The organism is Xanthomonas sontii (genome assembly GCF_040529055.1).
Classification (GTDB): domain Bacteria; phylum Pseudomonadota; class Gammaproteobacteria; order Xanthomonadales; family Xanthomonadaceae; genus Xanthomonas_A; species Xanthomonas_A sontii.
Map to the genome: position 1 here is coordinate 719,810 of NZ_CP132342.1, position 21,048 is coordinate 740,857.

General features: G+C 66.3%; 13 protein-coding genes. 7 read left to right on the forward strand and 6 right to left on the reverse strand.

Annotated elements, in window-relative coordinates:
• Positions 1 to 42: 42 nt before the first annotated feature.
• Entirely contained in the window at positions 43 to 852 is an 810-nt protein-coding gene (locus RAB70_RS03065; protein ID WP_148828605.1) for a substrate-binding domain-containing protein, read from the forward strand.
• A gap of 328 nt (positions 853 to 1,180) precedes the next feature.
• Here RAB70_RS03065 and RAB70_RS03070 read toward each other — a convergent pair whose 3' ends face one another.
• Positions 1,181 to 3,001, reverse strand: coding sequence for a GspE/PulE family protein (locus tag RAB70_RS03070; protein ID WP_148828604.1), 1,821 nt, complete (start codon positions 2,999 to 3,001; stop codon positions 1,181 to 1,183).
• 76 nt (positions 3,002 to 3,077) lie between these two features.
• Here RAB70_RS03070 and glyQ point away from each other — a divergent pair, with 76 nt between their 5' ends.
• Positions 3,078 to 3,986, forward strand: a complete 909-nt coding sequence (gene glyQ, locus RAB70_RS03075; RefSeq protein ID WP_010340858.1) for a glycine--tRNA ligase subunit alpha — start codon at positions 3,078 to 3,080, stop codon at positions 3,984 to 3,986.
• Positions 3,987 to 4,175: 189 nt separating this feature from the next.
• On the forward strand, positions 4,176 to 6,392 hold the full coding sequence (glyS, locus tag RAB70_RS03080; RefSeq protein ID WP_148828603.1) for a glycine--tRNA ligase subunit beta: 2,217 nt from the start codon (positions 4,176 to 4,178) through the stop codon (positions 6,390 to 6,392).
• Positions 6,393 to 6,993: 601 nt separating this feature from the next.
• Here the strand turns inward: glyS and rep are convergent.
• Complete coding sequence (gene rep, locus RAB70_RS03085; RefSeq protein ID WP_026144192.1) at positions 6,994 to 8,970, reverse strand: DNA helicase Rep; 1,977 nt, start codon at positions 8,968 to 8,970, stop codon at positions 6,994 to 6,996.
• A gap of 132 nt (positions 8,971 to 9,102) precedes the next feature.
• On the opposite strand from rep, the gene RAB70_RS03090 reads away from it, so the two are divergent.
• Both RAB70_RS03090 and RAB70_RS03095 read left to right on the forward strand, forming a co-directional pair.
• Positions 9,103 to 9,723, forward strand: a complete 621-nt coding sequence (locus RAB70_RS03090; protein WP_017912189.1) for a thymidine kinase — start codon at positions 9,103 to 9,105, stop codon at positions 9,721 to 9,723.
• A gap of 167 nt (positions 9,724 to 9,890) precedes the next feature.
• Positions 9,891 to 10,655 (forward strand): sel1 repeat family protein, encoded by a 765-nt coding sequence (locus RAB70_RS03095; RefSeq protein WP_017912190.1) that lies wholly within the window; start codon positions 9,891 to 9,893, stop codon positions 10,653 to 10,655.
• Between the two features lie 205 nt (positions 10,656 to 10,860).
• Here RAB70_RS03095 and RAB70_RS03100 read toward each other — a convergent pair whose 3' ends face one another.
• Both RAB70_RS03100 and mutM read right to left on the reverse strand, forming a co-directional pair.
• Positions 10,861 to 12,465, reverse strand: a complete 1,605-nt coding sequence (locus tag RAB70_RS03100) for a glucan biosynthesis protein (protein ID WP_039726155.1) — start codon at positions 12,463 to 12,465, stop codon at positions 10,861 to 10,863.
• A gap of 404 nt (positions 12,466 to 12,869) precedes the next feature.
• Positions 12,870 to 13,682, reverse strand: coding sequence for a bifunctional DNA-formamidopyrimidine glycosylase/DNA-(apurinic or apyrimidinic site) lyase (gene mutM, locus RAB70_RS03105; protein WP_148830090.1), 813 nt, complete (start codon positions 13,680 to 13,682; stop codon positions 12,870 to 12,872).
• A gap of 1,153 nt (positions 13,683 to 14,835) precedes the next feature.
• On the opposite strand from mutM, the gene RAB70_RS03110 reads away from it, so the two are divergent.
• Together RAB70_RS03110 and RAB70_RS03115 are read left to right on the forward strand one after the other, a co-directional pair.
• A complete protein-coding gene (locus RAB70_RS03110) occupies positions 14,836 to 18,837 on the forward strand; it encodes an RHS repeat-associated core domain-containing protein (protein ID WP_265531016.1) in 4,002 nt (1,333 codons plus the stop codon).
• 3 nt (positions 18,838 to 18,840) lie between these two features.
• Entirely contained in the window at positions 18,841 to 19,251 is a 411-nt protein-coding gene (locus RAB70_RS03115) for a hypothetical protein (protein WP_148827859.1), read from the forward strand.
• Between the two features lie 159 nt (positions 19,252 to 19,410).
• Here RAB70_RS03115 and RAB70_RS03120 read toward each other — a convergent pair whose 3' ends face one another.
• Positions 19,411 to 19,755, reverse strand: coding sequence for an EF-hand domain-containing protein (locus tag RAB70_RS03120; protein ID WP_017911767.1), 345 nt, complete (start codon positions 19,753 to 19,755; stop codon positions 19,411 to 19,413).
• 59 nt (positions 19,756 to 19,814) lie between these two features.
• On the reverse strand, positions 19,815 to 21,011 hold the full coding sequence (locus tag RAB70_RS03125; protein ID WP_148827858.1) for an acyl-CoA desaturase: 1,197 nt from the start codon (positions 21,009 to 21,011) through the stop codon (positions 19,815 to 19,817).
• Positions 21,012 to 21,048 lie beyond the last annotated feature (37 nt).

The following is a 21,048-nucleotide window of genomic DNA, read 5'->3' on the forward strand; positions in this document are numbered from 1 at the left end:
CGATCACGCAGGCTATCGCGCTTTCCTCCAGGCAGGTTCGCCATGCGCCGTTCCCTGATTCCCTTGACCCTGGCCGCGCTGCTGCTCGCCTCCACGTCCGCATCGGCTGCGACGGCGCCGGGTGCGGACCGCGCGGCCCCGCCCACGACGCGGGAGGTGCTCAGTTCCGGCGGCATCATGGGCGCGATCCGCGCGGTGGCGCCCGACTACGAACGGGCCACCGGGGTAAAGCTACACATCGAGGCGGCGCCGTCGATGGGCGACACCCCGCAGGCGATCCCCAACCGCCTCGCCCGCCACGAGCCGGCGGACGTGCTGCTGATGGTCGGCGCGGCGCTCGACACGCTGGTGGCCAGCGGCCAGGCGCGGCCCGCCAGCCGCGTGGACCTGGGCGAGTCCTACATCGCCATGGCGGTCAAACAGGGCGCGCCCACGCCGGACATCTCCACGATGGCGGCCTTCCGCAAGACCCTGCTGGACAGCCAGTCGGTGGCCTACTCCGACAGCGCCAGTGGCGTCTACCTGTCGCGCACGCTGTTTCCGCGGATGCGGCTCGGCGCCGGGTTCGCCGCCAAGGCGCGGATGATTCCCGCCGAGCTGGTCGACGCGGTGGTCGCACGCGGCCAGGCGCAGCTCGGTTTCCAGCAACTGAGCGAACTCAAGCCGGTCCCCGGCATCACGATCGTTGGCCTGATTCCCAAGCAGGCGCAGCAGATGACGCTGTACTCCGGCGCCGTCGCCAGCACGCAGCCGCAGGCGGCGCAGGCGCTGCTGGACTACCTGGCGTCCCCGGCTGCCGCCAAGGCGATCGCCGACAACGGCCTCACACCGCTCGCCGGAAAGAAGAAATAGCCGCGGTACGGATCGCGGCGCTGCGTCCGGCATCATCGTCCGGCGCGTGGGCGGCGCGCATCATGGCCTGTCGTGTGGCTTGGCGGGACGCGCCGTGGCCATGTAGGAGCGGCTTCAGCCGCGACGTGGCGTTCCCGGGAACGCCACGTCGCGGCTGAAGCCGCTCCTACAAGTGCGCCAGCCATCGCGATGATGGAGCCCGGATGGGAGCATCGGGATTGGGGATTGGCAGAAACGCATCCGGCCTGCGGTGAGACGCCCTCGCAAACGATATCGGTGGGCCAGCCGCCGCACGAAAAGGCCAACGCCAACCACGCCTCCCGCCCGCTCACTCGCGCGGCGGCAGCACCGACAGCACTTCCTCGATGGTGGTCAGCCCGGCGGCCACCTTTTCCAGGCCGGCGCGGCGCAGCGTGCGCACACCCTCGTCCTGGGCGGCGCGGCTGAAGCCGGCCAGGTCCATGTCGGCGCGGATCAGGGTGCGCAGGCGCGGGGTCACCGGCAGCAGTTCGTACAGGCCCACGCGGCCCAGGTAGCCGGTGCGACGGCATTCCAGGCAGCCGACCGGGGCGTAGGCTTGCAGCGCCTCGGACAAGGCCTCGCCCGGTTCGCGCAGCGCGTCCCATTCGTGCGCTTCCAGCGTGTGCGGGCGCTTGCAGTGGCCGCACAGGGTGCGCACCAGGCGCTGCGCCAGCACGCCGTTGAGGGTGGAGGCGACCAGGTAGTGCGGCACGCCCAGGTCGAGCAGGCGGGTGATCGCCGAGGGCGCATCGTTGGTGTGCAGGGTCGACAGCACCAGGTGGCCGGTCAGCGAGGCCTGCACCGCCATCTGCGCGGTTTCCAGGTCGCGGATTTCGCCGATCATGATGATGTCCGGGTCCTGCCGCAGCAGGGTGCGCACGCCGCTGGCGAAGTCCAGGTCGATGTTGGCCTGCACCTGCATCTGGTTGAACTCGGTGGCGATCATCTCGATCGGATCTTCCACGCTGCACACGTTCACGTCCGGCGTGGCCAGACGCTTGAGCGTGGAGTACAGCGTGGTGGTCTTGCCCGAGCCGGTGGGGCCGGTGACCAGCACGATGCCGTGCGGGCGCTCCACCAGCGCGTTCCAGCCGGCCGCTTCCTGCGGGCTGAAGCCGAGCTGGTCCACGCTCTTGAACGCGGCATCCGGGTCGAAGATGCGCATGACGCACTTCTCGCCGAAGGCGGTGGGCATGGTCGACAGGCGCATCTCGGTCTCGCGCCCGCCCGGCGAACGGGTCTTGATGCGCCCGTCCTGCGGGCGCCGCCGCTCGGCCAGGTCCATGCGCCCGAGCACCTTGATGCGGCTGACGATGGCGGTCATCACCGCCGGCGGTACTTCCAGCACCTTGTGCAGCACGCCGTCGATGCGGAAGCGCATGCGCCCGGCCTCGCGCCGCGGCTCCAGGTGGATGTCGCTGGCGCGCTGCTCGTAGGCGTACTGCAGCAGCCAGTCGACGATGTGCACGATGTGGTGGTCGTCGGCGTTGACGTCGCCGCCGCGGCCCAGTTCCACCAGCTGCTCGAAGCTGGGCAGGCCGCTGCTCTGTTCGGTGCGCCCGTCCTTGGCGCCGCGCACCGAGCGGGTCACGCCGAAGAACTCCATCGTGTAGCGATGCAGGTCCAGCGGGTTGACCACCACCACCTCGATGCGGCGCCGCGCCAGGTGCTGCACGTCGCCGAGCCAGTCCAGCGCCAGCGGTTCGCTGGTGGCCACCAGCAGACGCTCGGGCTGCAGGGCAAGCGGCAGGATCCGGTGGCGGCGCGCATAGGCGTGCGAGACCACGCCGGTGACCGCGGCCACGTCGACCCGGGTCGGATCGATGCGCAGGTAACGCAGGCCGCAGCGCTGCGCCAGCCACTCGGTCAGCCGTTCCAGGCTCAGTTCGCTGCCGGGCGGGCGGGTGGCGGCCAGTTTCAGGTTGGACAGCAGCACCAGCGGATGCACGTCGCTGGCGGTGCGCGCGGTCTGCGCCGAGAACTGCACGCGGCCGCGTTCGGCCGGCGCGACCAGGCCGTCGGCGAGCAATGCGGCGGCCACGCGCTCGAAGCTCAACCGGCCCGGCGGCAACGCCACGGTGGGATCGGCGGGCGACGACGCGGGCGGCGCGGCAGGGCGCGAATCCATGGTCCAGGTCCGGTACGCGGAAGTCCCCGCGAGTCGGTCGCTATACTAGCGCACCCCTCAACCGGCCCCCTGCGAGATGTCCGTTTCCCGGTCCGTTCCGATCACGTTCCAGGGTCTGATCCAGACCCTCAACCAGTTCTGGGCGCAGCACGGCTGCGTGCTGATCCAACCGTTGGACCTGGAAGTGGGCGCCGGCACCTTCCATCCGGCCACGTTCCTGCGCGCGCTCGGGCCGGAGCCGTGGAACGCGGCCTACGTGCAGCCGAGCCGGCGCCCCACCGACGGCCGCTACGGCGAGAACCCGAACCGCCTGCAGCGCTACTACCAGTACCAGGTGGCGATGAAGCCGAACCCGGACAACATCCAGCAGCTGTACCTGGATTCGCTCAAGGCACTGGGCATCGATCCGCTGGTGCACGACCTGCGCTTCGTCGAGGACAACTGGGAATCGCCGACGCTCGGCGCCTGGGGCCTGGGCTGGGAGGTGTGGCTCAACGGCATGGAAGTCACCCAGTTCACCTACTTCCAGCAGGCCGGCGGCCTGGAGTGCAAGCCGGTGCTGGGCGAGATCACCTACGGTCTCGAGCGGCTGTGCATGTACCTGCAGAACTGCGACAACGTCTACGACCTGGTGTGGACCTACGGCCCCGATGGCACGCCGGTCACCTACGGCGACGTCTACCACCAGAACGAAGTTGAGCAGAGCGCGTACAACTTCGAGCACGCCAACGTGGCCGAACTGTTCCACCGTTTCGACGCGTGCGAGCAGGAAGCGCAGGCGCTGGTCGAGGTCGGCCTGCCGCTGCCGGCCTACGAGCAGGTGACCAAGGCCAGCCACGCCTTCAACCTGCTCGACGCACGCCGCGCGATCTCGGTGACCGAGCGCCAGCGCTACATCCTGCGCGTGCGTGCGCTGGCGCAGGCGGTGGCCAAGGCCTACTACGCGCAGCGCGAGAAGCTGGGCTTCCCCGGCGTCAAGAAGTGATGCAAGCCCCTCTCCCCCCGGCGACCGAAGGAAGTCCCCGCGGGAGAGAGGAGTTGGGGTGAGGGTACGTCCTCGCGGATAAACCTCACCGCCCCCAAAGCCGCAACGCTCCGCCGCACCCTCAATCCGCCCCTTCGGGGCACCTTCTCCCGCAGGGAGAAGGGAGAAACCGCTAGCAAGGTCCGACACATGAGCCAACACCTTCCCCTGCTGATCGAACTGGGCACCGAGGAACTGCCGGTCAAGGCATTGCCGGGCCTGGCCCAGGCGCTGTTCGACGGCGTGATCGCCGGGCTGGAGAAGCGCGGCATCGCGGTCGAGCGCGGCGACGCCAAGCCGCTGTCCACGCCGCGCCGGCTGGCGGTGCTGCTGCCGGGCGTGGCCGTCGAACAGCCGGAGCAGCGCGCGGAAGTGCTCGGCCCCTACCTCAACATCGCGCTGGACGCGGATGGCCAGCCGACCAAGGCGCTGCAGGGGTTCGCCGCCAAGGCCGGGATCGACTGGACCGCGCTGGAGCGCACCAGCGACGCCAAGGGCGAGCGCTTCGTGCACCGTGCGGTGAACCCGGGCGCGCGCACCGCCACGCTGCTGCCGGAGATCCTGCGCGAGGCGATCGCGGCGATGCCAATCCCCAAGCCGATGCGCTGGGGCGATCACGACTATGGCTTCGCGCGGCCGGTGCAGTGGCTGGTGCTGCTGTTCGGCAGCGAGGTGGTGCCGATGCCGCTGTTCGGCGTGGAGGCCGGCCGCGACAGCCGCGGCCACCGCTTCCTGCACGACGCGCCGGTGCCGCTGGCGCAGCCGGGCGACTACGTGGCCGCGCTGCAGGCTGCGCAGGTGCTGGTGGACCCGGACGTGCGCCGCGCGCGCATCGTCGCCGAGGTCGAGCAGGCCGCGCGCGAAGCCGGCGGCAGCGCGCGCATCGCCGCCGACAACCTGGAGCAGGTGGTGAACCTGGTCGAATGGCCATCGGCGGTGCTGTGCAGGTTCGAGCCGGCGTTCCTGGCGGTGCCGCAGGAAGCGCTGATCGAGACCATGGAGAGCAACCAGAAGTTCTTCCCGGTGCTCGATACCGGCGGCAAGCTCACCGAGCATTTCATCGGCATCGCCAACATCGTCTCGCGCGATGTGGCCGAAGTGGCCAAGGGCTACGAGCGGGTGATCCGCCCGCGCTTCGCCGACGCCAAGTTCTTCTTCGACGAAGACCTCAAGCAGGGCCTGGAGGCGATGGGCGCCGGCCTGGTCAGCGTCACCTACCAGGCCAAGCTCGGCAGCATCGCCGACAAGGTGCAGCGCGTGGCCGCGCTGGCCGAGGCGATCGCCGCGCAGGTCGGCGTGGACCCGGCACAGGCGCGCCGCGCCGCCGAACTGAGCAAGAACGACCTGCAGTCGCGCATGGTCAACGAATTCCCGGAACTGCAGGGCATCGCCGGCCGCCACTACGCCGTCGCCGCCGGCGAGCCCAGCGAGATCGCCCTGGCGATCGACGAGGCCTACCAGCCGCGCTTCGCCGGCGACGACATCGCGCTGTCGCCGCTGGGCAAGGTGCTGGCGATCGCCGAACGTCTGGATACGCTGGCCGGCGGGTTTGCCGCGGGGTTGAAGCCCACGGGCAACAAGGATCCGTTCGCGCTGCGGCGCAATGCGCTGGGGTTGGCGCGGACGGTGATTGAGAGTGGGTTCGATATCAGTCTAGTGATGCTATTGATTCGTGCGGTGGTTGCTGCTTACGCAGCAATTGGCTTAGAAAACATCAAGCCTGCCGCACTTAGGTTTGCTTCGTCTGTGCAGGAGTTGCATCAACAAGGATTTTCAATCGCCTTACAAGACGAGATCGTTCGAGCAGTCGCGGGCATTGAGCCCAACGACAAAGACGGAGAAATGCATCAAACAATCTCTGACCTATACCTGTTCATCCTTGATCGTCTAAAGGGATATTACGGCGATAAGGGCGTTCCTACGTCTCATTTTAATGCGGTAGCAGAGCTACAACCTCGCTCGCTGTACGACTTCGACCGCCGCATCGACGCGATCGGCACCTTTGCCGCGTTGCCGGAGGCCGAGGCGCTGGCCGCGGCCAACAAGCGCATCCGCAACATCCTGCGCAAGGCCGAGGGCGAGATTCCGGCACAGGTCGACGCGGGCCTGCTGCGCGAGCCGGCCGAGCGCGCGCTGGCCGAGGCGGTGGAAGCGGCGATCGCCGAGACCGACGGCGCGCTGCGCCAGCACGACTACGTGACCGTGCTGAACTTCCTGGCGCGGCTGCGCCCGCAGGTGGACGCGTTCTTCGATGGCGTGATGGTCAACGCCGACGACCCGGCGCTGCGCCGCAACCGCCTGGCCCTGCTCAAGCGCCTGGGCGACCGCCTCGGCAGCGTCGCGGCGATCGAACACCTGTCGGCGTAAGCAGCAGACGCGTCGAACCGGAGACGGGCCGCCTTGCGCGGCCCGTTCTCGTTTTGCGGGTGGAGCTCCTGCGGCAATGCGCTGCGCCAATGACTTCGGCGCAGCGCAATGCGTCGGGACTGAAGTCCCTCCCACAGTGCAAGCTCACTGCTGTCCGCAAGCCCCTGCAGGCGCATTTGCTTGCGTCCTTCACAACAAGCGTGTGCACGCGCCCGCGCTAAGCCTCTCTCCCGTCGGGAGAGGGGTTGGGGTGAGGGTCCGGCGCGAAACGACCTGCGGAGTGTCAGTGCACGAGGCTGCGCCTGACCCTCATCCGCCCGTGCGGAGCACCTTCCCCCAAAAAGGGGGCCGTGGTCCCGAAGGGAGAAGGAACAGCCGACTAGCCCCTCTCCCTCCGGGAGAGGGGTTGGGGTGAGGGTGCGGCGCGAAGCGACTCGCGGAGTGTGGGCACACGAGGCTTCGCCCGTACCCTCATCCGCCCCTTCGGGGCACCTTATCCCGAGGGGAGAAGGGAACAGCTGGCGTATCCCTGCGTATCACCCGCGGCGCGACGCAAAACCGCCGTTGCGAATCCCCATTCCCAAATCCCTATTCCCGGCTTCTAATCAAACAACGCCTGGATCGCCGCCAACCCCGCATTCGCGCGCTCCTTCTTGCGCGCTGCGTCGGCTACCGGGTCGGCGCCGTCGCGCTGCATTTCCTCGGCCGGGATCTCGTCGAAGAAGCGGCTGGGCTTGAGCCGGATATGCTCGCCGAACTTGCGGGTGAGCTTGCTGTAGCTCATCCACAGCTGCTCCTTGGCGCGGGTGATGCCCACGTACAGCAGACGCCGCTCCTCCTGCAGGTTGCCCTCTTCCAGGCTGACCTCGTGCGGCAGCACGCCGTCCTCGCAGCCCACGATGAACACGTAGCGGAACTCCAGGCCCTTGGACGCGTGCATGGTCATCATCCGCACCTGGTTGCCGCCGTCGTCCTTGTCGTTGCGCGACAGCAGCGCCAGTTGCGCGGCCAGGTCGCCGACGGTGGCGCCGCGCGGTCCGCCCTCGAACCACTTGGCCAGTTCCTCCAGGTTGCCGCGGCGGCGCTGGAAACTCGCTTCGTCCTTGCACTGGCTGCGCAGTTCGCGGATCAGCCCGGATTGTTCGGCGAGCTGGCGCACCACGTCGGCCGAGGACAGCGTGGTCGAGGCCGTGCGCAGTTCGTGCAGGATATCGACGAAGTCGCTCAGGCCGTTGGCTGCGCGCGGCGGCAACTGCTGCAGCGCGCCCACCGACTCGGCCGCGCGCGACATCGGCAGGTGCTTGGCCGAGGCCAGTTCTGCCAGCTTGGCCAGCGAGGTCGCGCCGACCTCGCGCTTGGGCGCCTGCACCGCGCGCAGGAACGCCGCGTCGTCGTCGGGATTGACCAGCAGGCGCAGCCACGACAGCACGTCCTTGACCTCCTGCCGCTCCAGGAACGCGGTGCCGCCGGTGATGTGATACGGCACGCTGGCCATCTGCAGCGCCTTTTCCAACGGCCGCGACTGGAAATTGCCGCGGAACAGGATGCAGAAATCGCTCCACGGCACCTGCTTGGCGGTGCCCAGGTAGGCGATCTCGGCGGCCACCTTCTCCGCCTCGTGCTCGCTGTCGCGGCACTCCCACACGCGGATGCGCTCGCCATCGGCCTGATCGCTCCACAGCGTCTTCAGATGCTCGTGCGGGTTGTGCGCGATCAGGGCGTTGGCCGCGCGCAGCACGCGGTTGGAGCAGCGGTAGTTCTGCTCCAGCTTGATGATCTGCAGGGCCGGGTAGTCGCGGCCCATCTGCATCAGGTTCTCCGGATTGGCGCCGCGCCAGGCGTAGATGCTCTGGTCGTCGTCGCCCACGCAGGTGAAGTTGCCGCGCGGGCCGGCCAGCATCTTCAGCAACCGGTACTGCGCATCGTTGGTGTCCTGGCTCTCGTCCACCAGCAGATAGCCGATGCGCTCGCGCCAGGCCATCACGATGTCCTCGTTCTCCTCCAGCACCTGCACCGGCAGGCGGATCAGGTCGTCGAAGTCCACCGCGTTGAAAGTGCTCAACCGCGCCTGGTAGCGCTCGTACAGGCTGGCCGCCTCCTGCTCGCGGTTGCTGCGGGCCGCCGCCATCGCCTGCTCCGGCGACAGCCCGGCGTTCTTGGCGCGCGAAATCAGGTTCTTGGCGTCCTCGATGGCATCGGGCTTGGCGCCGGGCATCAGATCCTTGATCTGCGCGGCGGCATCGTCGGCGTCGAAGATCGAGAAGCCGCGCTTCAGGCCCACCGCCGCGTGTTCGATCTGCAGGAACTTCAGCCCCAGGGCGTGGAAGGTGCAGATGGTCAGGCCGTCGGCGGCCTCGCTGCGGATGCGCTTGGCCACGCGCTCGCGCATTTCCTTGGCCGACTTGTTGGTGAAGGTGATCGCGGCGATGCGCTTGGCCGGGTAACGGCCGCTGGCGATCAGGTGCGCGATCTTTTCCACGATCACGCGGGTCTTGCCGCTGCCGGCGCCGGCCAGCACCAGCAACGGACCCTCGCAATGCAGGACCGCGGCGCGTTGGGGAGGATTGAGACCGTGCATGAAGACTTCCCTTGGCCGCGCATTGTAACGGGCACCGGCCGGCGCCGACGCCCCACCGCCGCGCCGGCGCTGAACCGGTTCGCGAACCGCCCGGCGGCCGGGGCGCGCGGCCGCCGCGCTAGAATCGACGGCATGGCGAAACTGTATTTCTACTATTCGGCGATGAACGCCGGCAAGACCACCACGCTGCTGCAGTCGGCGCACAACTACCGCGAGCGCGGCATGCGCACGGCGATCCTGACGCCGCGGCTGGACCATCGCGCCGGCAGCGGCGTGGTCGCCTCGCGCATCGGCCTGCGCGCCGACGGCATGCCCTTCGTCGCCGAGACCGATCTGCTGGCCACCCTCGAGGCCGACATCGCCAGCCACGGGCCGCTGCATTGCGTGCTGGTGGACGAAGCGCAGTTCCTCAGCCGCGCCCAGGTCTGGCAACTCAGCGAAGTGGTCGACCGGCTGCGCATCCCGGTGCTGTGCTACGGCCTGCGCACCGATTTCCGCGGCGAGCTGTTCGAGGGCAGCCAGTACCTGCTGGCATGGGCCGACGAACTGCAGGAGATCAAGACCATCTGCCACACCGGCAGCAAGGCGACGATGACCGTGCGCGTCGACGAGAACGGCCACGCGGTACAGGACGGCCCGCAGGTGGAGATCGGCGGCAACGAACGCTACGTTTCGGTCAGCCGCCCCGAGTTCAAGAAGATCATGCGCGGCGAAGGGCGCATCGATCCGCTGCAGATTGCGCTGCCGCTGTAACCCGGATGTCACCCCTGACGCACCGCGCTGGTGCGTCGCGCCACGATGCGATGAACCGTGGCTGACGTGTGCCGTACACGCGTCTGTTCCTATGCCATCAGTCTATGGAGCGCGCCCAGGCGGCATGCCTAGAATCGCGCCGATCGCTCACTCATGGGATGAGGAACATGCTTTCGTTCAAAGGATTTTTTGCCGGCAGCGGCACCGCACTGGCCTGTGCCCTGCTGCTGGCCCTGCCCGGCCCCGCCGCTGCGGCCCCGGGCGACCACACCTTCCAGGACATCCCGGCGCAGGTGCTCACCGACGGCTTCCTCGAGGCGCACCTGGACCTGTTCTATCGCCGCGCCGGCATCCGCGCCGACAAGAAGGGCGAGTACGCCGAGGCCAGGAAGCAGTACCAACTGGCCGCACGCTATGCCGACAAGCCGTCGCAGGCGCGGCTGGGCGAAATGTACTGGGAGGGCCAGGGCGGCGCCGCCGACCATACGATGGGCTTCCTGTGGATGGCGCTGGCCGCCGAGCGCGGCTACGACCAGTTCGGCGCACGCAAGATGGAGTACTGGAACCAGCTGACTCCGGACGAGCGCAAGCGCGCGGCCAAGCTCGACAAGTCGATGCTCGCCGACTACGGCGATCAGGTCGCCAAGCCGCGCCAGGAAGCGGTCCTGCGGCGCGAAGCGATGCGCAGCACCGGCGGCCTGCTCGGCCACTCCGGCGCGGCCGGCCCGCTGTCGATCAACGGCCCGCGTGGCGGCAGCATCGATCCGGAAGTGTTCTACGCCAAGCAGTTCTGGGAGCCGAGCGCGTACTGGAAGCTGCAGGATCAGGTGTGGGACGGCCGCACCCCGGGCCGGGTCGACATCGGCGATGTCGAGGACATCAGCACGGAAGGCGCACCGCCAACGCCGCCGCAGGAGCCGGGCAAGCACTGAACGCGGCGCCATTCCCGCGTCGGGACTGAAGTCCCTCCCACAGCAGCTCAGTGCCGGGCCTGTGCGCTCCTGTGAGAGCGACTTCAGCCGCGACGCGCGATGCGCACCAAGCTCGCACACCCGGCTGCGCCAGGACTGAAATGCGAGCGCAATGCCCGATCCAAGCACACGCACGCTGCCCGGCAGGCAGCGCGCGCGGTTGCGCTCAATACAACTTGCGCTCGGCCGCCGGCGGCGGCGTCCACTGGTACAGCCAGGTCTCGGTGAGCGGGCGCTCGCCGCTGCGCAGGTACAGGCGGATGTCGATCTGCTCGGTGCCGTCGTCCGGCGGCACCACGTCGAACATCGCGCGGTAGCCGGAGATCTCGTGCAACGGCCGCGCCGAGACGATCTCGGTGCGGCCGCGGTTGAGCTGCAGCACCGCCTCGACCTTGGCGTCCTTCTCCTTGCCCAGCTTGGCCAGTTCGCCGCCGACGAAATCCACCGCGAAGCGCCACGAGAAGTAATGCCGCTTCTGCCCGACCACGCCGCCCAGGCCGGTGCGGGTGGCCACGCAGTGCGCCAGCGGCGAGGACGCCGGCGCCTGTGCGCCCCAGTACAGGCGGTAGCCGAACAGCAGCTCCTGTCCGGGCTGCGGCTTGTCCTGCGGATTCCAGAACGCGACGATGTTGTCGAAGGTCTCGTCGACGGTGGGGATCTCCACCAGTTGCACCGAGCCCTTGCCCCAGCCCTGCTTCGGCTCCACCCACAGGCACGGGCGCTTCTCGTAGAACACGCCGTCGTCCTGGTAATGATCGAAGTTGCGGTCGCGCTGCAGCAGGCCGAAACCGCGCGGGTTCTCGTCGACGAACATGTTGAAGCGCAGGTGCGGCGGATTGCACAGCGGCCGCCAGATCCACTCGCCGCCGCCGGTCCACATCGCCAGGCCGTCGGTGTCGTGGATCTCCGGGCGCCAGTCCCAATCCATGCGGCGGTCGTTCTCGCCCACCTGGTACATGCTGGTGCACGGCCCCAGGCCCAGGCGCTCGATGGTCTTGCGCGGATACAGCGCGCTGTCGATGTCCATCAGCAGCACGTCGCCATTGGTGATCGCGAAGCGGTAGGCACCGGCCACGCTGGGCGAATCCAGCAGCGCGTACACCACCACCGTGTCCGAGCCGGCCTTGGGCTGCTCCAGCCAGTAGGCGATGAAGTCCGGGAATTCCTCCGGGCCGCCGGTGCCGGTATCGATCGCCAACCCGCGCGCCGACTGACCGTACTGGCCCTCCTTACCCACCGCACGGAAGTAGCTGGCGCCGAGGAAGGCGGCGAAGTCGCGCTCGGTGTCCTGCTTGGTGTTGAGGCGGAAACCGGCGAAGCCCAGTTCCTTCGGCAGCGGCTTGCCCTTCAGCCCGCTGCTGCCGTAATCGAACGCCGCGCTGTCGTAGGCCAGTTCCTGCGCCTGCCCGTCGACCAGGTCGAACATGTGCACCGGGGTCTTGAAGTACAGCCCCAGGTGGAAGAACTTGGCCTGGAATTTCGGGCCCTGCTCGGCCGCCCATAACGCATGGTCCTGGCGGTAGCGGATCGACTGGTACTGGTCCCAGGTCAAGCCCTCCACCGGCGCCGGCAGCGCCCGCTTGTGGCTCTGGTACGGCGCATCCGCCATGGCCCGCGCGTGGCCCTTGAGCCAGGCGTAGTCGAACGGCTGCGGCTTGCCCAGGCGGCGCAGGCCCACCGCAGGGGCCGCCTGGCCGAGCATCGGCATCGCCGGCAAGCCCATGGCGGCGAAGGCGGCGGCGGCGTTCTTGAGGAAATCGCGTCGTTGCATGGCCGGGATCGAAACGGAAAAGGACGCCCATCATAGACAAGCGGCGCCGAAGGTGGCGGTGATGGATGGTGCCCGTGGGTGCGGGCCCCGGACGCAGACGTGCTGGAGGTGGGCGGGCGGGCCCCGGCCGAGACAGTTGCCGACCCGACCACATCGGCGTCGCTATGCCCGAGTGGGCAAGGCATCTTCTGGAGCCGCTAACGACGCGACAAGGCCCACCGAGAAGCCCAGCGACATGTGCGCTTGAGCAGACCCGTTACCGGCAAGGCCCGTCGCGGCTGAATCGCGCTCGCGGTCGCGACGGCCCATCATGCCGAGACGCTGCAAAAAGCGCGGTGCTGCCGGTGTCCCTGCGGACGCCGGACCGCCTTCGCCGGTGCTTGCAGCGCGATCGCGTTCGTTGCTCAGCGCTGGCAGTGGCCACACCAGACGCTGGCGCGTTGGCCGATGCTGGCGTGGCGCAGCGTGCGTCCGCAACGCTTGCAGGCCTCGCCCTCGCGGCCGTAGACCGACAGCTCCTGCTCGAAGTAGCCCGGCGCCCCATCCGGGCTGATGAAATCGCGCAAGGTCGTGCCGCCGCGCTGGATCGCATAGCCCAGGATCGCCTTGGCTGCCTCGGCCAGGCGTGCGTAACGGGAACGCGAGACGTCGCCGGCCTCGCGCAGCGGACTGATGCCCGCCTGGAACAGGCTCTCGGCCGCGTAGATGTTGCCCACCCCGACCACGATGCGCTGATCCATCAGGAAGGTCTTGACCGGCGCAGTGCGGCCGCGGCTGAGCCGGAACAGATGATCGCCGTCGAACGCATCCGACAGCGGCTCCGGCCCCAACTCGGCGAGCAGCGGATGGGTCTCGCCCGGCGCCTGCCACAGCAGGCAGCCGAACCGGCGCGGGTCGTTGAAGCGGAGCACCCGGCCGTCTTCCAGGCTGATGTCGACGTGGTCGTGCGCCCGCGGCGGCGTATCGCCCGGCAGCACGCGCAAGCTGCCGGACATGCCCAGATGCAGCAGCGCACTGCCGACCGCGGTATCCAGCAACAAGTACTTCGCGCGCCGGCGAATGCCGTCGATGCGCTGCCCCGGCAACTGCTCGGCCACCTCCGGCGGAATCGGCCAGCGCAGATCCGGCCGCCGCAGGATCACCCCATGGATGCGCCGCCCAGACAGATGCGGCTCCAGACCGCGCCGGGTGGTTTCGACTTCGGGGAGTTCGGGCATGGACGCAGTCGCGGACAGTCGGCGGACGAGATGATCGCCAACTGTAGCACCAGGGTCGTCTATCCCCTGTCGGCCATGTCGCCGAGCCGCCCAAGGTGGGCAAGATGACGGTGGTGTGGGGCGCCTTTGGGAAAAGTGTGGGATCCCCGATGGCGCTGGTTGCAGGCTGCCTCGCCCTTGTCTAGCATCACGCACCTTGATGACAAGGATTGTCGTATGCGCAACGTGTGGTTTCCGTTCGCTATATTGCTTCGCTCAGGGATGAGACAACCTGCCCGATGCTTGGTGCCCCTCCCTAGGACTTCCCAGATATTTTCCGCCGTCCCTTTTGCTGCCGCCGGCTTCGCTCTGTTGCGTGCCAATCGGCATCTGGCTGGACGCGCAGCCGCCCGATCCTGACTCGGCTGAGTCGATGAACTTTTTGCAAGGACGCACAATGATCACGCTTCACGGCACTCGCAACTCTTCTGGCGCTCTACGCTTTGCGATGGTTCTGACGCTGCTCGCCCTGTTTGCGGGCTCGGTGTTCGCCGCGACCGAAGGGAAAAAGCAGCAGTTCCTGGTCCGCGATACAGCGGGAAATTCATATGGACCCTACGACACACAATTTCAGGCGGAAGCGGCTATTCGGACCATCCCAGGACCATCTGATGCGCCCGATGCGTATCAATACGTGACAGAAATAAAGTCGACCTCCCTTTCTGAAAAGGGTGAGACTTCTATAACGTACTGGATGGGCAAAAAAGAACGGAAGCTCCAGTTCTGGGGAATCAATGGGCTGAGCGCCGATACCGAAGAAGACCTTGTAAAAAAGATGGTTGCATCGGTAAATCAAGGTCATAGTCCTCCTTGCGCATCGTCCATTTTCGTTAGAGTGAGCGACTGGTATCCTTACTCCTCAGAAAACAAGGCCCTAGAGCTGGGTGACTATCAATACACTGGCTCAACGTTTGATGGTCGCGATGGGTCGTGCACGCCTTATTCAGGGAATTTTCAACTTTATAAAATATCGACTTGCCCGAACCCATACATGCATTGGGAGCCGGAACAGAATGCGTGTGTTAACGAAGTTATCACAGCAACGATTACGACAATTCAGCCTCAGTGTGGTGGAGATCAGGGCAGCGGTCAGAACAGCAGCGGCCACTCCGGCATGGTCGGCAACCCCTGCGACGTCAAGACCGGCGAGAAATTCCAGGCCGAGCGCGACCTGGATCTGGGCTGGATCACCCTGACACGCTACTACCACTCGGGTATCGCACTGAATACCGGTGGTTTCGGCCCTGGCTGGACCTTCTCGCACAGTCTGCACCTGACCATCCAGGGCGATACGCTGGGCCTGATCGAGGGTAGCGGCTATGCCGTTCCGTTCCGCAAGATGGGAGCCGAGTATCGCGCGGCCAACGCCTCGGACGAGCGCATCGTCGCCAACGGCGACCAATGGATCCTGTATCGCCAGGATGCCATCTACACCTTCGATGCCAAAGGCAAGCTGGTCTCGCGCATGGCCGAGGATGGCAGCGGGTGGGTGTACGGCTACAACACACGTGGGCGCTTGCAAAGCATCGCGTCGCTGCAGGGGCGCTCCATCGAACTGGTGTATGCCGACGACAACGACGACGCGCTCATCACCGGCATCGTCTCAGCTGGGGTGCAGCTGGCCAGCTACGGCTACGACCAGCAGCGCCTGGCGAGCGTCACCTATGCCGACGGCAAGAGCCGGATCTACCACTATGAGGACACGCGGTTCCCGCGCCATCTGACCGGTGTGACCACGGAGGACGGCCAGCGCTTCAGCACCTTCGCCTACGACGAGGTTGGCCGTGCGATCTCCAGCCAGCACGCCGCCGGTATCGACGGCATCACCCTGGCTTACTCGGCTGCCGGCACTCGCGTCACCGATGCGCTGGGCGATGTCAACGATTACACGATGACCGAGGCGGGTGGTGCCTCGCCGAAGGTCGCCACCGTCGCCAGGACCGACGGCACGCTGCAGTACAGCTACAACGATCAGTCCAGCGACTTCCGCCGCCGGCTGAGCAGCGTCACCGATCGCCGTGGTATCCAGACCCAGCACAGCTACGCCGAAGCGACCGAGAACGGTGTCGCGGTGAACATCCACACCGTACGCGAGGCGGTCGGGCAACCGCAGGAGCGCACGACGACAACGCGGACGGCGGCTGGCAGCAAATGCCTGCTGTCGGTGCAGACCGGCGGGCGCACCGTGTCCTACAGCTATAACGATCGCCTGCAGCCGGTGCAGATGACGAGCAGCGACACGGCTTCAGGCAAGCAGCGCACTGTTACCTACAGCTATTGCGAAGCGGCGGACGTGGCGGCGACCGACAGCACCTGCCCGATCCTGGGCCTGCCCAAGTCGGTCGACGGCGCGCGTACCGACGTCAACGACATCACTCGCTTCACTTACTACGCCACCGACGACAGCACCTGCGCTACCTCCCCGACCACCTGCCCACACCGCAAGGGCGACCTGTGGAAGGTGACCAATGCGCTGGGTCAGGTCACCGAGTACCTGGCCTATGACGGCGCCGGGCGCGTGTTGTCGGCGAAGGACGCCAATGGCGTGGTCACCGACTACACCTATCACCCGCGCGGCTGGCTGACCGCCAGCAAGGTGCGCGGAGCCGACGACAGCAGCGAGAGCGACGATCGCATCACCGCCATCGACTACTGGCCGACTGGTCTGGTCAAGCAGGTGACGCAACCCGATGGCGCGTTCACCCGCTTCACCTACGATGCGGCGCACCGGCTGACCGATATCGCCGACAACGCCGGCAACACCATCCACTACACCCTGGACAATGCCGGCAACCGGTCCAAGGAGGACACCAAGGACGCCTCGGGCACGCTCAAGCGCACCCTCTCGCGGGTGTACAACCAGCTTGGCCAACTCGCGACGCAGGCCACCGCGCAGGGCGATCCGACCGACTTTGGCTACGACGGCAACGGCAACACCAAGACCGTCACCGACGCGCTCGGTCATGCCACCCAGAACGACTACGACCCGCTCAACCGCCTGGCGCGCACGCTGCAGGACGTGGGCGGCATCGCCGCCGAGACCACCTTCGGCTACGACGCCCTGGACAACCTGACCAAGGTCACCGATCCCAAGGGCCTGGACACCACCTACGCCTACAACGGCCTGGGCGACCTGAACAAGCTCACCAGCCCGGACACCGGCAGCACCACGTACACCTACGACAGCGCAGGCAACCGCGCCACCCAGACCGATGCGCGCAACATCAAGACCAGCTACGGCTATGACGCGCTGAACCGGCTGACCCAGGTCACCTATCCGACCACCAGCCTCAACGTCAGCTACACCTACGGCGTCAGCCAGACCACCTGCGCCAGCGGCGAGACATATGGCGTCAGCCGCCTGACCCGGATGCAGGACGGCAGCGGCAGCACCGACTACTGTTACGACCGCTTCGGCGATCTGGTGCGCAAGGTGCAGACCACCAACGGCAAGGTGTTCGTGGTCCGCTACGCCTACACCAAGGCCGGGCAGCTGAGCCGCCTCACTTACCCGGATGGCGCGGTGGTGGACTACGTGCGCAACGCCCAGGGCCAGACCACCGAGGTCGGCGTGACCCCGCCTGGCGGCACCCGCCAGGTGCTGCTGAACCAGGCCACCTACTACCCGTTCGGCCCGGTGGCCGGGTGGACCTACGGCAACGGCCGTCCGATGCAGCGCGTGCTGGACCAGGACTATCGCCCGTTGGCGGTCAACGACACCCGCAGCGATGGCCTGGCGGTGGGCTTCGCCTTCGACCCGGTCGGCAACCTCAGCGCGCTGACCGCGCCCGGCAATACCGCGCCGGTGATCAAACTGGACTACGACCCGCTGGGCCGGCTGACCGCGTTCAAGGATGGTCCGACCGATACGGTGATCGACGGCTACACCTACGATGCCACCGGCAACCGCCTGAGTGCCAAGGTCAACACCGCCACGCAGACCTACAGCTATCCGACCACCAGCCACCGTTTGAGCAGCGTGGCCGGTACCGCACGCAACTATGACGCGGCCGGCAACACCACCGCGATCGGCGGCACGGCCGTGCAGTACGTATACGGCGCCAACGGCCGGCTGACACAGGTCAAGCGCAGTGGCACCACCGTGGCGAACTACGCCTACAACGGCCGTGGCGAGCAGGTACGACGAGTGGGCAAGACCAATACCTACACCCTCTACGACGAGAGCGGTCACTGGCTGGGCGACTACGACAACAACGGCGCCGTCGTGCAGCAGGCGATCTGGCTGGACGATCTGCCGGTCGGCGTGCTGGCAAAGACCACGCTACGCTACGTGCAGGCGGACCACCTGGGCACGCCGCGCGCGGTGATCGATCCGGTTCGCGACGTGGCGATCTGGCGCTGGGATCTGAAGGGCGAAGCCTTCGGCACCACCGCGCCGGACCAGGATCCGGACAAGGACGGCACGGCCTTCGTGTTCGACATGCGCTTTCCTGGGCAGCGCTACGATGCGTTGAGTGGACTCAACCAGAATTATTTCCGCGACTATGAGCCTGGCACTGGCCGGTATGTGCAGAGTGATCCGATTGGGCTAGAAGGTGGCATTTCGACTTTTTCTTATGTGGATTCATATCCACTAAATAATTACGACCCCAAAGGTCTTAAGAAGTGGGATTTTGATGGGCCAGGCGATAAATCTATATGCAGCTACTATGAATCTCTTTATAGACAAACTGGATCTCTTTACTACAAACGAGCAGCCAGAACATGCAAGGGTGAAAACCTAGTCATTAACGAGGCAATAAGAGCTGGCATTATTCATGCATGGGCTACAAATCGGACATCCGACTCAGCAAGTGTTATATTAACAAAAATTAGAAATGGCTTAGCTCGTGAAGACAGGCGTTATTCAATTCGTGACGAGCAAGGCCGTGTTGTAAGAGAGCCGTATGGCAACTTCATCGATGAATACCACTATAAAGTTTTTCAGGAGGCGGGAATTAGCCCCCTCTTTTATGGGGGCTCCTTGTGGCCAAGAGGAGTATATCCAAATTATGTTCCGCAGGTTGGTGATGGATCTGAAGGGATCCTACAAGAAATTATTGGGAAAACGCCCTTTGGCGCTTCCCGCGACAACGAATGCGAGACAGGATGGTAGTTAATGAATATCCTAAAGTGGATTCCCGTGGTTCTTTCTTTCTTGCTTTTTTTTGTTATCGGCCTAGATAGTTTTTTTGCTAACAGGCACTTATTTAATAATGCACCCATTGGAGACTATTTTCGCTACCTGATTTTCTTTCCAGGAATAACGCTATGTTTTTATCTTGCCTTTTCGCTCAGTAAGGCGCAGACATGGTCCCACTTTGTTATCGCCGTCTTCCTGTGCCTGCCGGCGCTGATTTTCTTGCATTTTGTGGTGTCTGTGATGAATGCGCATACGGGTGGCGCATATTGGTGGTGGCAGGTGTTGGAGATTGTGGCGACTTACTTCCTGTGGTCTCGAACAGGAAAGCGCTGGTCCAAAGCGCCGTTATCTAGTCAGGGAAAGGAGCCTGCAACCAGAATCTCCTAAGCCGGCGCCGTGACTAAGCCGTGCCTACAGGCATCACTATCCGCCAGGCAGGCTGCATCGAGATGTATGCATATCGACGATGGCGATGCTCAGATCGATGGGATGCATCGGTTTGCGCAACCAGCTCGGCAATAGAAGCCGTACCATCAGAGCTATCCCCTACTGCGGCGGCGCCGCCAACTCCCGCGCGCTGAGGTAGCCGTCGCCGTTGGTGTCCTGCTTGCGAAAGCGGGCGGTCAGGGTGGCCAGGTGCTGTGCGCGGGTGATCGGCGGGCCACGACCGCCGGGCAGTTCGGCGGGGCTGAGGACGCCGTCGTGGTCGCGGTCGCGCGCGTCGAAGGCGTAGCTCATCCAGGCCAGGTATTCGTCCAGGCTGACGCGGCCGTCGCCGTCTCGGTCCATGCGCTGCAGGTAGCCGGCGGTGCTGTCGATCGCCTGCGCCTGCACATCGCCGATGCCGGCCACGGTCGCGACGCACGCGATGCCCAGCGTCAGCCCGGCCATCAACGACGAACGCCGCACAAGGCGGCGTTCGTGCGGCAGGGGACGCGGTGCGCCGCGGCTCATGCCAGGGCGTAGCCCTTCAGCCGCGCGGCGTAGGCCTGCAGCGCGGCGATGCCGCTGGCTTCGGCGTCATGGCACCAGGCCTGCAGGTGCTTGAGGCGTTCGCTGGCGTCATGGGTGCGCGCTTCCAGCAGGGCCGCCAGGCGGGCGCGATGCTCGACCAGCGTGCGCATGCGCGGCCGCTGCGCCACCCAGTGCTGCAGCTGTTCGCGCGCGTCGGGCTTGAGCCAGCGGCCATCGTCGACCAGGCCCTTGCGCAGGCGCCGCGGCAGCAGCTTGCGCAGCTTGGCGCCGGCCTGAGTAGCTTCTTCCTTGAGCGCGGGCGTGAACACGTTGCGCTGGTAATCGGTCATCGCCTGGAAGCGATGCGACAGCAGCGCGCGCAGGGTGTCGGCGTCGGGCACGGCGATGTTCGGGCGCACGTCCAGGGTCGGCGCCACGCGCAGGATCTTGGCCAGGCGCAGCGCGGCCAGCGCGCGGATCGCGATCCAGCCGATGTCCAGTTCCCAACGGCGCATCGAGAAACGCGCCGAGCTCGGGAAGGCATGGTGGTTGTTGTGCAGTTCTTCGCCACCGATCCACAGCGCCCACGGGGTCAGATTGGTGGAGGTGTCGGCGGACTCGAAGTTGCGGTAGCCCCACCAGTGGCCCAGGCCGTTGATCACGCCGGCGGCCCAGAACGGGATCCAGGCCATCTGCAGCGCCCACAGCGCGATGCCGGGCAGGCCGAACAGTGCGAAGTTGACCACGAACAGCGCCACCGGCCCCAGGTTCGCGTACGGGGTGTACAGGTGCCGCTCGATCCAGTCGTCCGGTGCGCCCTTGCCGTACTGCTCGATGTCGCCGCGCTGGGTGCGCGCTTCGCGGTACAGCTCCACGCCGCGCCAGAACACACGGGCGATGCCCTTGGTCCGCGGGCTGTGCGGGTCTTCCTCGGTCTCCACCTTGGCGTGGTGCTTGCGATGGATCGCCACCCACTCCTTGGTGATCATCGAGGTGGTGAACCAGGTCCAGAAGCGGAAGAAGTGCGACAGCAGCGGATGGAAGTCCACGCCGCGGTGCGCCTGGCTGCGGTGCAGGTACAGCGTCACCGCGAAGATGGTGAGCTGGGTGAACAGCAGCAGCACGGCCAGCATGCCCCACCAGCCGACGCCGAGCAGGCCGTTGCCGAGGAAGTCGAGGATCGCGTCGAACATTGCCAGAAGCTCCAGAGCGTAAGACGGCGTGAGGGGA

Excerpts from the sequence above, each read along its gene's own strand:
- RAB70_RS03065 (WP_148828605.1), top strand. The coding sequence starts at position 43 with ATGCGCCGTTCCCTGATTCCCTTGACCCTGGCCGCGCTGCTGCTCGCC.
- RAB70_RS03070 (WP_148828604.1), bottom strand. The coding sequence starts at position 3,001 with ATGGATTCGCGCCCTGCCGCGCCGCCCGCGTCGTCGCCCGCCGATCCC.
- glyQ (WP_010340858.1), top strand. The coding sequence starts at position 3,078 with ATGTCCGTTTCCCGGTCCGTTCCGATCACGTTCCAGGGTCTGATCCAG.
- glyS (WP_148828603.1), top strand. The coding sequence starts at position 4,176 with ATGAGCCAACACCTTCCCCTGCTGATCGAACTGGGCACCGAGGAACTG.
- rep (WP_026144192.1), bottom strand. The coding sequence starts at position 8,970 with ATGCACGGTCTCAATCCTCCCCAACGCGCCGCGGTCCTGCATTGCGAG.
- RAB70_RS03090 (WP_017912189.1), top strand. The coding sequence starts at position 9,103 with ATGGCGAAACTGTATTTCTACTATTCGGCGATGAACGCCGGCAAGACC.
- RAB70_RS03095 (WP_017912190.1), top strand. The coding sequence starts at position 9,891 with ATGCTTTCGTTCAAAGGATTTTTTGCCGGCAGCGGCACCGCACTGGCC.
- RAB70_RS03100 (WP_039726155.1), bottom strand. The coding sequence starts at position 12,465 with ATGCAACGACGCGATTTCCTCAAGAACGCCGCCGCCGCCTTCGCCGCC.
- mutM (WP_148830090.1), bottom strand. The coding sequence starts at position 13,682 with ATGCCCGAACTCCCCGAAGTCGAAACCACCCGGCGCGGTCTGGAGCCG.
- RAB70_RS03110 (WP_265531016.1), top strand. The coding sequence starts at position 14,836 with ATGGTCGGCAACCCCTGCGACGTCAAGACCGGCGAGAAATTCCAGGCC.
- RAB70_RS03115 (WP_148827859.1), top strand. The coding sequence starts at position 18,841 with ATGAATATCCTAAAGTGGATTCCCGTGGTTCTTTCTTTCTTGCTTTTT.
- RAB70_RS03120 (WP_017911767.1), bottom strand. The coding sequence starts at position 19,755 with ATGGCCGGGCTGACGCTGGGCATCGCGTGCGTCGCGACCGTGGCCGGC.
- RAB70_RS03125 (WP_148827858.1), bottom strand. The coding sequence starts at position 21,011 with ATGTTCGACGCGATCCTCGACTTCCTCGGCAACGGCCTGCTCGGCGTC.